Raw genomic sequence first — 12,643 nt, 5'->3', positions numbered from 1 at the left:
GGGGGCTTCAACCCACCCGGTAGTGGCAGCGGCCCTGGCCGCAGGCGATGCGCGTTTCGCGGGTGACCGGCACCTGCAGCAGTTCGGTGTACAGGCTCAGCTCGGCGGCGCACAGCTGCGCGTAGTGCCGCGCCACGGTCAGGTTGGGGCAGTTGTGCTGGGTCAGGGTCCAGCCCGCCTCTTCCCGGCTGGCGGTGGCTTCAAAGCCGTGTTCATTCAGCCGGGCCACCAGCGCCTGCAGCCGCTCGGCCAGGGGGCGGCCCAGGGGCATCTCGGGCCGCAGCCGCGCGGCAATCTCGGCGTTGCGCGCGCCCAGCACCTCCAGCACCGCGCCCTCGCCGTACAGGGTCTCAATGTGCCGCAGCACGTCCACGCACAGGCTGGAATAGGTTTTGGGAAAGGCCGCCTCGCCGCGCTCGGTCAGGGCAAAGACATGCTGGGGCCGCCCGCGCCCGCCGGGGCGCTCGGTGCGCGCTTCCAGCAGGCCCTGCTCCTGCAGGTCGCACAGGTGGCGCCGCGCCGCTGGAATGCTGACCTCCAGCCGCGCGGCAAGGTCCTGGGCGGTCTGCGGCCCGTGGCGCTTGACCAGATCCAGCAGCCGGGTCTTGGTGCGCTCGGTGCCGGGCGGCGGGGCCGCAGGGAGGGCGGTCATACGACCGTCAGTTGCCCCGGCAGATCGGCCAGGGCGCGGTGCTCGGCCCGCACGCTGATCTGCCCGGCCAGCCGCCGCGCCGCCTGGGCCAGCGCCACAGAGGCCGGGGCCTGCGGGTGGGCCAGCACAGCGGGGGTGCCGGCGTCGGCGTCCTCGCGCAGCGCCACTTCCAGCGGAATCTCGCCCAGCAGCGGGTACTCGCCCAGCTGGCGGCTGCCCCCGCGCCCGAACAGGTCGTAGGTGATGCCCGTGTCCGGCGCCACGAAGTAACTCATGTTCTCGATCACCCCCAGCACCGGCACGCTGGCCTTGCGGAACATGTCCACGGCGCGCGCCGCGTCAATCAGGGCCACGGCCTGCGGAGTGGTCACGATCACGGCGCCCGTGACCTGCACAGTCTGGGTCAGCGACAGCTGCACGTCCCCGGTACCGGGCGGGAGGTCCACGATCAGGTAATCCAGTTCGCCCCAGGCGGCGTCCTTGATGAACTGCTGCACCGCCGAGTGCAGCATGGGCCCGCGCCACACCAGCGCCTGCCCGGCAGGCGAGAGGTTGGCCATGGAGAGAAAGCGCAGGCCGTGGGCCTCGATGGGCTGCATCTTGCGCTCGGCATTGGCGCTGACCCTGGCCGCGCCCTGGCCCATCATGTGCGCCACGCTGGGCCCGTAGACATCGGCGTCCAGCAGGCCCACGCGGGCGCCGTCGCGGGCCAGGGCAGCGGCCAGATTCACGGCCACGCTGCTCTTGCCCACGCCGCCCTTGCCGCTGCCCACCAGCACCACGTGCTTCACGCCGGGCAGGGCCATCACGGCGGCGCGCACGGTGGCGCCGAAGGTCACGTTCACCGTCTGCACGCCGGGCACGGTCAGCACGGCGGCGCGCACATCCGATTCAATCTGGCCCTTGAGCGGGCAGGCGGGGGTGGTGAGGTTGACCTTGACGTGGACCGCGCCCGCCTCGATCTGCACCTGTTCGATCATGCCCAGGGACACCAGGTCGCGGTGCAGTTCCGGGTCGTTGACAGTGCTCAGGGCGCTCAGGACGGCGTCACGCATATGGGGCAATTAGTAGCGCAAACGGGCAGGCGCGGCAAGCCACGGGCTTACACTGCACCCCGCGCCGAACTGTGAGCTGCGGCCTATACTGGCGGGCGTGAAGTCCATTGGGCCCTATGTGGCCGCGCGCGACTTGCCGGGCCGCCCCAGCAGCCCGGTGCAAACCCTGCGCGCCACGGATCGCCTGACTGGCATGCCGGTGCTGCTGCACCTGCTGCCGGCCGCCGCCCCACTGCCCGAACTGCCCGCCCACCCACACCTGCTGGCCCCCGTGGACAGCGGCGCCGAGGGCGCGCAGCACTACGTGGTCACCGAACTGCCGCTGCAGGCCCGGCCCGCCAGCGACCCGGACCTGACCGCGCGCGGCGCCCTGGCCGCGCTGAGCGCCCTGCACGCGCAGGGGCTGGTGCACGGCGGCCTGAGTCCGTCGCAGCTGTGGAGTGTGGACGGGCAGGTGCTGCTGGCCGGTGCAGGGCTGCCCTGGGGCGGTCAGGGGCGCCCGGACGACGACCTGTACGCCCTGGCGGTCATCCTGCATGAGCTGGGCGGCCTGCCGCGCGCCCTGGAGCCCCTGGCCACGCAGCCGGGCCGCCTGAGCGCCGCGCAGGCCCTGGCCCGGCTGGGGGCGCCGCCAGCAGCCACTTCCCCGGAAGCGCCGGTCCCCCCGGCTGACGCGAAGCAGACTTCTGCAGCACAGACGCCCATTGCACAGACGCCCGCTGTCCAGGCTGCTCCTGCGCCTGAAGCCGCCGAGCCTGCCGCAGCCGCGCGCCATGACGGCACGCCCATCGTGCTGGGGGCGCCGCCAGGGGCCGGGCCGGTTGAGCCCACAGAACACCCGACCGGCGGTGACGGGGCCACGGCGCCATCCACTGTGGTCGCCACCCGCCCGACCACTGGCGCCCCGGCCACCCCCAGCCCCGGCGCTGCCCGCTCCCAGACCCCCCAGGAACGGCGCCGCCAGGAGAACGAGGCCCGCCGGGCCCAGGCTGCCCTGGACGCCCAGGCGGCCGCTGCCCGCAAGGCCGAGGCCCGGCGCGCGCAGGCAGCAGCGGCCGGGCCCGCCGCGCCGGCCCCTGTGCAGATTGGTTTTGACGACCTGCCCGCCTGGACCCCCGACGCCCCCCCGGCCCCAGGCCCCCGGGTGGGTGAGGCCCCCGGCGCGCGTGAGGTGGAGCGGCTGCCCGCCTCCCTGCGCCGCCAGACCCCGCCCCCCGCGCCCGACCCCGAGCCGGCCCCCACCCGTCTGCCCCGGCGCACGGCGGGCGAACCGATTCGCATTGGCTGGGACGAGGACGATTCCTGGCGCGTGGTCCGCGAGGCCCCGGCGCCCGCCCCGCGCCCCACCATGCCCGAGTGGGCGCGCCCCGAATGGTTTGGGCCGCGCCGAGCCGTGACGGTGCTGGCAGCGCTGCTGTTGGTGGGCGGCACGTGGTGGGCCCTGTCGCAGCGGCAGGCCGCCCCGGCCACCCCAGCCTCCGCCACCCAGCGCTGCTGCGAGGTGCGCCTGACCGTGCGCGGCACCCCCGGCGTCAGTGCCCGCCTGAGCGTGGTGGACGCCCCGGAAGGCGCCGGACTCACGCGCGGTCAGGACCTGGGGCGCGCGCCGGGGCTGCTGCGCCTGCCACTGGCGGGCACCTACCGCCTGCGCGTGGTGGCCGACGGCTGGAGCCCCGCCACCCTGACAGTGACGGTGCCGCGCACGCAGCCGGTGACGATTGACCTGAGCGATTAGGGGGCTCTGGGCCATGAGCTCTGGGCTATGAGGGAAAGGCGGGGGCAGGGCTGGGAAGTGGGTGGGCACCCGAAGAGCTCCCGCTTTGCTCTCCCCTCCGCAGTCCGCCGCCCCTCTCCCCAAAGCTCATGGCTCAGAGCTTCTTCCTGCCCCCGTCTGCCCCGCCCGGACGCGCCGCCTGACCCCACATGACACAATCAGGGCCGATGAGCGTCGTCATTCTGGATTTCGGCAGTCAATTCACGCGCCTGATCGCCCGGCGCCTGCGCGAGCTGGGGGCCTACAGCGTTATTCTGCCCGGCGCAGCCTCCCTGGAGCGCATCCTGCAGGAAAAGCCCCAGGGCATCGTGCTCTCGGGCGGGCCCAGCAGCGTGTACGACGCGGGCGCGCCGAAGCCTGCTCCCGGCGTGCTGGACCTGGACGTGCCGGTGCTGGGTGTGTGCTACGGCATGCAGTTTCTGGCGCACGAGGCGGGCGGCGACGTGAAGCGTGCGGGCAAGCGCGAATACGGCAAGGCCGACCTGACACGCTACGGTGGGCAGCTGTTTGAAGGCATTCAGGGCGAATTTGTGGCCTGGATGAGCCACAGCGACTCGGTCACGCAGCTGCCCGCCGGCTACGAGGTGGTGGCTGAAACCGAGGACACCCCCGTCACCGCCATCGAGAACCGCGCCGCGCGCCGCTACGGCGTGCAGTTTCACCCCGAGGTGGTCCACACCCCCAAGGGCGGGCAGTTGCTGGCCAACTTCCTGACGATCTGCGGCGCCGCGCGCGACTGGAACGCCGAGCACATCATTGAGGAACTGATCGACGGTGTGCGCGCCCAGGTGGGCGACGGGCGCGTGCTGCTGGCGATTTCGGGCGGCGTGGATTCCAGCACATTGGGCCTGCTGCTGGCGCGGGCCATTGGCGAAAAACTGACCGCCGTGTTTATTGACCACGGCCTGCTGCGCCTGGGTGAGCGCGAACAGGTAGAAGCGGCCCTGAAACCCCTGGGCGTGAACCTGATCACAGTGGACGCCCGCACCGAATTCATGGCGGCGCTGGACGGCGTCAGTGACCCTGAGGAAAAGCGCAAGATCATTGGCCGCGAATTTATCCGGGCCTTTGAGCGCGAGGCCCGCACGCACGGCCCCTTCGATTTCCTGGCGCAGGGCACCCTGTACCCGGACGTGATTGAGTCGGCGGGCGGTGAGGGCGCGGCGAACATCAAGAGCCACCACAACGTGGGCGGCCTGCCGGACGACCTGCAGTTCAAACTGGTGGAACCCTTCCGTACCCTCTTCAAGGACGAGGTGCGCGCCCTGGCCGCGCTGCTGGGCCTGCCCGAGCACATCCGCATGCGCCACCCCTTCCCCGGCCCCGGGCTCGCCATTCGCTGCCTGGGGGCCATCAGCGAGGACAGGCTGGACATCCTGCGCCGGGTGGACGACATCTTTATCTCGGGGCTGCGCGAATTTGGCCTGTATGACGGCTGCTCGCAGGCCCTGGCGATCCTCACGCCCATTCAGTCGGTGGGCGTGATGGGCGACGAGCGCACCTATTCCTACACGGCCGCCCTGCGCGCGGTGACCACCGACGACTTCATGACCGCCGAGTGGGCCCGCCTGCCCTACGAGTTCCTGGCCACCATGAGTAACCGCATCGTGAACCAGGTTCACGAGATCAACCGCGTGGTCTACGACATCACCGGCAAACCACCCGCCACCATCGAGTGGGAATGAACATGGGCCCCCATAGACGCTGCGCCTGCATGAGCGCCGATCCACCCAGCGGGTGAGCACGCGGCCCCCAGGGGCGCAGTAGTCTGGGGCGCATGGGCCGCATCCGCCAGGCCAGTTTGTCCCGGACCGCCGATGGTCAGGAGGTCGCGTGACCGGGGGCGAGGCCAACCGGGCCCTGCAGCGTTTTGGGGTGCTGCCCAAGCCCGCCCTGCAGGCCCAGGCGGTGGTGCTGCTGGCGCAGTCGGCGCAGGACGTGTTTCAGCGCTGCGTCGAACTGGCGCTGAGCATCACCCGGGCCTCGTCCTCGCTGATCACGCTGTACCGGCCTGAAGAAGACCTGCTGGAGCTGGTGGCGGCGGCCGGTCGCCACAGCGAGCAGGCCCTGGGGCGGCGATTGCCACGCGGGCAGGGGCTGGCGTGGCGCGTGGTGGATTCCGGCGAGCCACTGCTGCTGGAACGCGCCGACAGCGCCCCGGAAGCGGTGTATGTCTCGGGGCGCCGGCATCCGGCCATGTACCTGGGGGTGCCTATTCTGGACCCGGACGGGGCGCTGCTGGGCGTGCTGTCGGCCGACACTTCTGACAGCCCCGAGCGCCTGGGCCCGGACGACGCCCAGGCCATGCTGCTGCTGGGGCAGGCGGCGGGCGTGGCCTACACCCGCTGGCGGGCCCTGGACGTTGCGCAGCGCAGTGCCCGGCAGTTTGAACGTCTGGCGCAGCTGTCGGCGGAGCTGGAGGGTCAGACGCAGCCAGAGCCGATTGTGCGCTGCGCCCTGCGCGCCCTGCTGGAACTCAGCGGCTTCACGGCGGCCGGGGTGGTCACCGTGGACCGGCAGGGCCAGGCCCGCCTGAGTGTGCTGGAAGGCGACGCCGACACCCAGGCCCGGGTGGAAGACGTGCTGGCCGAACCCCACCATCCCAGCGGCCTGATTGGCCTGGTGCTGGGCAGCGGCCGGCCACAGGTGGTGCCGGACTACCAGAACTGGCCGGGGCGCCGCCCCGACGTCACGCGGGTGCGCAGCGCCCTGGGCGTGCCGCTGCGCCGCGCCGGCCAGACGGTGGGCGTGGTGTTCCTGCTGCACATGCAGCGCCCGGCCGAGATTCCGCGCGACCTGCAGACCCTGCTGGAAACGGTCTCGGCGCGCATTGAGCAGGCGCTGGAACGCAGCGCCCACCTGGAACACCTGGAACAGACCCGCGAGGCCGCCCTGCGCGCCCTGGGCCGGGTGCTAGAAAGCCGCGACGGCGAGACCTTCGGGCACACCGACCGCGTGACCCGGGCGGCGCTGGCCCTGGGGCAGGCGCTGGGCCTGAACGAGACGCAGCTGCAGCAGCTGCGCTGGGGCGCGTACCTGCACGATCTGGGCAAGGTGGGAGTGGGCGACCACCTGCTGCGCAAGCCCGGCCCCCTGAGCCCCGAGGAGCGCCAGGCCATTGAGCGCCATGTGGTGCTGGGCGACCAGATGCTGCGCGACGAGACCTTTGTGCCGCGCGAGGTGCGCGAGATCGTCCGCTCCCACCACGAGCGCTGGGACGGCGGCGGCTACCCCGACGGCCTCTGTGGTGAGCAGATTCCGCTGCTGGCCCGAATTTTCAGCGTGGTGGACGTGTACGACGCCCTGATCAGCGAGCGGCCCTACAAGCGCGCCTGGACCCCGGACGCCGCCCGCGCGTGGCTGCGCGAGGCGGCGGGCACCCAGTTCGACCCGCAGATTGTGGCCACCTTTCTGCGCCTGCTGGCAGAGTCCCCGGGGGCCCAGCCCTGAATGGCGTTCTGCGGCCGACCCCCGCTCCCCCTGCCGGCACAGATCCGCCCCCGGCTTCATGAAGGACACCCGGCCAGGAGCGCGGATACACTGAGCGCCGCCATGATCGTTTCTCGGCTCGGCTGGCCTGCCCTGCGCGCGGCCCTGTGGCTGGGTGCCCTGAGCCTGGGCACCCAGGCCAGCGCCGCCACCGGCTGGGCGGCCCAGGCCACGGCCCTCTTTCCACAGCCCACCACCCGCTCGGCCGCCCTGCGGGTGGTGGCGGCCAGCGAGCGGCTGGACATTCAGCGCTGTTCGGCGCTGTGGTGTCTGGTGCGCGTGGGCACGCAGGACGGCTGGCTGCTGCGCGCGGCGGTGAACATGAGCGGCCCCTGCGCGGCGCTGGTGCCGCTGGGCCTCAAGGACCTGCGCCGCCACGAAGCCGCCTACAGCCCCGAGCGCGACCCCGACCGCAACGGCCGCGCCTGCGACCAGCGCGACTTTCTGCGCACCGGGGGCCGCTGAGCCCCAGCCTGCAGCGCCCAGATGAAGGGCGGTCCCCCACGGCCCGGGTCAGGGGTCTGTGAGGATTCATTGGGTAGCGTGCCGTATGCCCCGCCCTGTTCAGGCCCAGCCCTCCCCGGGGGCCACGGCCGCGCTGTCCCTCCAGGCCACGTTGCAGCAAGCCGAAGCGCTGAGCTTTTCCGATACCGCCCAGGCCGAGGCGCTGCTGCGCGGCGCCCTGGCCCAGGCGCGGGCGCTGCGCGACGCAGCCAGCGAGGGCCTGGCCCTGGTGATTCTGAGCAGCGTGTATTTTTACAATTCCCGCTACGCCGAGGCCACCCAGGCCAATGAACAGGCCCGGGCGCTGGCCCGCGCACACAACCTGCCGCTGATCGAGGCGCGCGCCCTGAGCGGCCTGGGCATCAATGCGCGGGTACAGGGCGAATTCGGGCAGGCCATGGAGCATTATCTGGAAGCCCTGCGGCTGACCCAGCTGAGCGGCGACCAGGAAAACCAGATGCGCATTCTGATCAACATCGGGGTGCTGCGCATGAACATCGGTGAGTACGACCTGGCCCTCGAAGCCCAGCAGCAGGCCAGCGAGCTGGCGCTGGGCCTGGGCCACCGGGTGGGCCACTCCATTGCCACGGTGAACACGGTCGTGAGTTACCACCACCTGGGCCGCTACGACGAGGCGGTGGCGCTGGCCGCCGAGCACCTGCCGGTGCTGCACGAACTGAAGCTGCGCCAGAACGAGGCCGTGATGCAGGCGTATGTCACGCACGCGCTGGTGGCGCGGGGCGAGCCGGCGCGCGCCGCCGAACTGGCCCGCCAGACCATTCCCATGGCCCGGGACACCGGCAACCGCGAGCATCTGGTGAATCTGCAGTCGGGCTATGGCCGGGCGCTGCACCAGCTGGGCCAGCTGGACGCCGCGCACGAGCAGCTGCGTTCGGCGCTGGACACGGCGCGCGCCTACGACCTGAAGGTGCAGGAGCGCACCCTGCTGGCCTACCTGGGCGAGGTCTGCGCCGCGCGCGGCGCGTGGGAAGACGCCTACCACTATGCCCAGGCCGAGCAGTCCCTGAACCACGAACTGCACCAGCAGGACAATGAGCGCCGGGCCAAGGTCCTGGGCGTGCAGATGCAGCTGGAACTGCACAAGCGCGAGGCCGAGGCCGAGCGGCGGCGCAACCTTGAACTGTCGGAGGTGAACACGGCGCTGCAGCAGGCGCAGGACCACCTGGCCTACCGCGCTGCCCACGATCCGCTGACGGGGCTGGCCAACCGCGCCCATTTTCAGGCCGAAACCGAGCGCCTGCTGCGCCAGGGCGGCGCACACCTGGGCATTCTGTTTCTGGATCTGGACCGTTTCAAGCAGATCAACGACACGCTGGGACATGACGCCGGCGACGAACTGCTGCAGCAGGTGGGCCAGCGCCTGACCCGGCAGGTGCGGCGCGGCGATCTGGTGGCGCGCATGGGCGGCGACGAGTTCACGCTGCTGCTGCCCGGACTGCGCCAGGCCGCCGATGCCGAGCGGGTGGCGCGCAAGATGCTGCGGGCCCTGGCGGCGCCCTTCACGGTGCAGGGGCGCGAGCTGCATGTAACGGCCTCGATTGGGGTGGCGGTCTCGCCGCAGGACGGCCACGACGTGACCACGCTGCAAAAGCACGCCGACGTGGCCATGTACCGCGCCAAGCAGGAGGGCAAGAACGACGTGCGCACGTTTTCAGCCCCCATGGCCGAGGAAGCCAGCGAACGCGCCGAGCTGGAACGCGACCTGCGCGAGGCCCTGGGCCAGCAGGCCTTCACGCTGCATTACCAGCCGCAGGTGGACCTGGACACCGGCACCCTGCGCGGCTTTGAAGCGCTGCTGCGCTGGCAGCACCCGGTGCAGGGCGCGGTGCCGCCGGCTAAATTCATTCCGGTGGCCGAGGAAAGCGGCCTGATTGTGCCGCTGGGCACCTGGGTGCTGCGCGAGGCCTGCCGGCAGGCGGCGGCGTGGCAGCGGCGGCAGCCCGGCGTGACGGTCAGCGTGAATGTCAGCCCGGTGCAGTTCAACAAGCAGCACTTCACGGCCACCGTGCGCGAAGCCCTGGACGCGGCGGGGCTGCCCGCCCGCTGCCTGGTGCTGGAACTGACCGAGCGCACGGTGCTGCAGGATGTGGCAGCGGCCACGCGCCAGCTGGAGCGGCTGCGGGCACTGGGGGTGCGCATTTCCCTGGACGATTTCGGCACCGGCCAGAGCAGCCTGGGCCTGCTGCGCCACATTCCCATTGACGACCTGAAGATTGACCGCTCTTTCCTGCCGCAGCCCGGCGACACGGCGCCGGCGCAGCGCAAGGCCAGCGCCCTGATCGCCACACTGATCACCCTGGGGCAGGCCCTGCAGCTGCATGTGGTGGGCGAGGGCGTGGAAACCGGCGAGCAGCGCGACCTGCTGGCGGGCCTGGGCTGCCCGGCCGCCCAGGGCTATCACCTGGGCCGCCCCATGCCCGCCGCCCAGGCCGAGGCCCTGCTGACCCCAGCCCAGGCCCCCGGGGACCCCGCGCGGGCCGCCCCAGCCCCAGTCCCGCCGCGCCCGCCTACCCGGGAGTGATGGAGCGCCGGGGAGCGCGCACTGGGCGCCCCTGTCAGACGGGCCTCCCCTGATTCCAAAGCGTATTGGGAAGGGCGCAGGGGTGTTTGTTCATCGCCGGAGTCCCGTCTTTTGTCATGTTGGCTCTGCGAGCCCGCTCACCTGAGTCCTGTGTCACTCCAGTTGCAGGTAGATGGCCTTGAGGTACTGGGCTTCCGGAAAGCTGGCGTGGTGGTCCGGGGCGTGCTGCGTGGTGCGCAGCTCGCGCCAGGGGCGGCCACTGCGATCGGCGGCGTCCCGCACCGCGTTCCAGAATTCCTCGGCACTCACATGGGCCGAGCACGACGCACTGAGCAGCACGCCCCCGCGCTCCAGCCGCCGCAGGCCGTCGGCGGCCAGCTTGCCGTAGGCCCGGGTGGCCCCGGCCCGCTCCTGTTCCCGGCGTGCCAGCGAGGGCGGGTCCAGAATCACCAGATCAAAGGTGCGCCGGGTCTGGGCCAGCCACTCGAAGACATCGGCCTGCACGGTTTCGTGGGAGGTACGCAGCGCCGGATTCAGGGCAAAATTGCGCTCTGCGCTGGCCAGGGCGTGCGCGCTGAGGTCCAGGCTCAGTACCTCGCGCGCCCCGCCCCGCGCGGCATACAGCGAAAAGCCCCCGCTGAAGGAAAAGGCGTTCAGCACCCGCCGCCCCCGGGCCAGACCCTCCACGCGGCGGCGGTTCTCGCGCTGGTCCAGAAAGAAGCCGGTTTTCTGGCCGCGCAACACGTCCGCCTCGAAGGCCAGCCCAGTTTCGTGGAACACGACGGTGCCCTCTTCCACGTCACCGCGCAGCACCTGCCCGTCGTGCAGGCCGGCGGCCACGGCCAGCGCCTCAATGTTGCGGCTCAGGCGCAGCACCACGGCGAAGCCCGCAAACCGGGCCTGCAGCAGGCCCAGCACCCGTTCCAGGTGAACAAACCACGCGGCGGTGTACAGCTTGAGCACCAGCGTGTGCGCGTAGCGGTCCACCACCAGCCCCGGCCAGCCGTCGGATTCACCGTTGACGACGCGGTAGCCGTCGGTGTCCGGGCCAAACAGGGGCGCGCGGCGGGTCAGAGCGGCGTCCATGTGGGCAGCCCACCACGCGTCGTCCAGGGTGGCGGGCAGGCCCTGGTGCAGCACCCGCACCCGCAGCGGACTGCCCGGGTCGTACAGGCCAATGGCCAGAAAGCGGTCGCGGCGGTCGTAGATCACGGCCAGCTCGCCCGCCTCGCCCTCTCTGTTCTGTGCGCGCAGGCTGGACTCGTACACCCACGGGTGCCCGGCGCGCAGGTGGCTTTCGGCCGCCGGTGACACCCGCAGGCGCAGGCGGGAACGGGGGGCAGGGGCGCCTTGCATCCCTGCAGGGTAGCGCAGCGGCGCGGCCCCTACGCGGCCGGCAGCCGCCGCGCCAGCACCCGCAGCACCAGCGGCGCCAGCACGGTGGTCAGCAGCACCATCAGCAGCACCTGGGCATAGACCGGCCCCGTAATGATCCCGGCCGCCAGCCCCAGGCTGGCCACAATCAGGCCCACCTCGCCGCGCGGCACCATGCCCACGCCCACCAGCCACGCCCCGGGGCCCAGGCTGCGCGCCCCCAGCACGCCCCCCAGCAGCTTGCCGGCCACCGCCAGAAGCGTCAGCACGCCCCCGGAAACCAGCACGGCGGCGCTGCCCAGCACGCTCAGGTCCACCTGCAGCCCCACCACCACGAAAAAGATGGGGGCCAGAAAGGCTTCCAGGGCATGCACCTTGCTTTCAAACTCCAGCTCGTCCTTGACCTCGGCCAGCACCATGCCGGCCAGAAAGGCCCCGATGATGGGCGCCAGGCCCGCCACAGTGCTCAGGGCCGCCACCCCCAGACCCACCACCACCGCCACGTTGAACATGCGCGCCAGGCTCAGGCCACGCAGGCGCGACTCGAAGCGGCGAATCAGCGGCAGGCCCAGGGTCAGCACCAGCGCCACGAACCCCAGGCTGAGGCCCAGAATCAGGGCCACCTTGCCGGGCCCCACGTCTTCCCCGGCGCCCAGGCCGCCCACCACCGCCAGCAGGGTGAGGCCCAGAATGTCGTCAATAATCGCCGCGCCCAGGATGATCTGGGCAAAGCGGGCATCCAGCAGGCCCAGTTCCTGCAGCACCTTGGCCGTAATGCCCACCGAGGTCGCCACCAGGGCCGTGCCGAGAAACAGCGCCGTGAGCAGCCCCTGGTTCTGCCACAGCCCAAACGCCAGTCCCAGGCCCAGCGGCAGGGCAATGCCCAGCAGCGCCACGGCCAGGGCTTCTTTGCCCACCGCCAGCAGGTCACGGAAGCGGGTTTCCAGGCCCACCATGAACAGCAAAAACACCGCGCCCAGTTCGGCCAGGCTGCGCAGCACCTCACCCGGCTGCACCAGATTCAGCAGGCCCGGCCCAATCAGCAGCCCCGCGCCCACCTGCCCCACCACCGCCGGAATACCCAGGCGCCCGGCCAGCGCCCCACACAGGGTGGCCGCCAGCACCACCCAGAACAGGCTGAACAGCAGCTCGGCGCTGCCTTCCGAACCCGCCGCCCGCGCCGAGCCAGACACCAGCAGGGTACAGGCTAAAAAACGAATGATGTTGGACATACACCACCTCCCAGCGCCGGC

At 71.5% G+C, this 12,643-nt stretch carries 9 protein-coding genes; 5 read left to right on the top strand and 4 right to left on the bottom strand.

Annotated features, from left to right (window positions below):
• Positions 1–7 precede the first annotated feature (7 nt).
• The gene (locus C8263_RS08635) at positions 8–652 is read right to left on the bottom strand and encodes a helix-turn-helix transcriptional regulator (RefSeq protein WP_107137723.1); all 645 of its coding nucleotides are present in this window, start codon (positions 650–652) and stop codon (positions 8–10) included.
• Positions 649–1,707, bottom strand: a complete 1,059-nt coding sequence (locus C8263_RS08630; protein WP_107137722.1) for an Mrp/NBP35 family ATP-binding protein — start codon at positions 1,705–1,707, stop codon at positions 649–651. The genes C8263_RS08635 and C8263_RS08630 overlap by 4 nt, the downstream gene beginning before the upstream one ends.
• Positions 1,708–1,804: 97 nt before the next feature.
• Between C8263_RS08630 and C8263_RS08625 the strand changes: the two genes are divergently transcribed.
• The 5 genes from C8263_RS08625 (at position 1,805) to C8263_RS08605 (ending at position 10,016) form a co-directional block, all read left to right on the top strand.
• Positions 1,805–3,442, top strand: a complete 1,638-nt coding sequence (locus C8263_RS08625; RefSeq protein WP_107137721.1) for a hypothetical protein — start codon at positions 1,805–1,807, stop codon at positions 3,440–3,442.
• Positions 3,443–3,648: 206 nt separating this feature from the next.
• Entirely contained in the window at positions 3,649–5,166 is a 1,518-nt protein-coding gene (gene guaA / locus C8263_RS08620; RefSeq protein WP_107137720.1) for a glutamine-hydrolyzing GMP synthase, read from the top strand.
• Positions 5,167–5,314: 148 nt separating this feature from the next.
• Complete coding sequence (locus tag C8263_RS08615) at positions 5,315–6,931, top strand: GAF and HD-GYP domain-containing protein (RefSeq protein ID WP_107137719.1); 1,617 nt, start codon at positions 5,315–5,317, stop codon at positions 6,929–6,931.
• Between the two features lie 102 nt (positions 6,932–7,033).
• A complete protein-coding gene (locus C8263_RS08610; protein WP_107137718.1) occupies positions 7,034–7,435 on the top strand; it encodes an SH3 domain-containing protein in 402 nt (133 codons plus the stop codon).
• 85 nt (positions 7,436–7,520) lie between these two features.
• On the top strand, positions 7,521–10,016 hold the full coding sequence (locus C8263_RS08605; protein ID WP_107137717.1) for an EAL domain-containing protein: 2,496 nt from the start codon (positions 7,521–7,523) through the stop codon (positions 10,014–10,016).
• Between the two features lie 153 nt (positions 10,017–10,169).
• Here C8263_RS08605 and C8263_RS08600 read toward each other — a convergent pair whose 3' ends face one another.
• Together C8263_RS08600 and C8263_RS08595 are read right to left on the bottom strand one after the other, a co-directional pair.
• Positions 10,170–11,372 carry a 23S rRNA (cytosine(2499)-C(5))-methyltransferase gene (locus C8263_RS08600; protein WP_107137716.1) on the bottom strand — a complete coding sequence of 401 codons (1,203 nt, stop codon included), beginning with the start codon at positions 11,370–11,372 and terminating at the stop codon, positions 10,170–10,172.
• A gap of 29 nt (positions 11,373–11,401) precedes the next feature.
• Entirely contained in the window at positions 11,402–12,622 is a 1,221-nt protein-coding gene (locus C8263_RS08595; RefSeq protein ID WP_107137715.1) for a cation:proton antiporter, read from the bottom strand.
• Positions 12,623–12,643 lie beyond the last annotated feature (21 nt).

It is taken from the genome of Deinococcus arcticus (genome assembly GCF_003028415.1).
Taxonomy (GTDB): domain Bacteria; phylum Deinococcota; class Deinococci; order Deinococcales; family Deinococcaceae; genus Deinococcus; species Deinococcus arcticus.
Note: the sequence above shows the minus strand (reverse complement) of the source record. Positions and strands in the feature narration are given on the sequence as shown.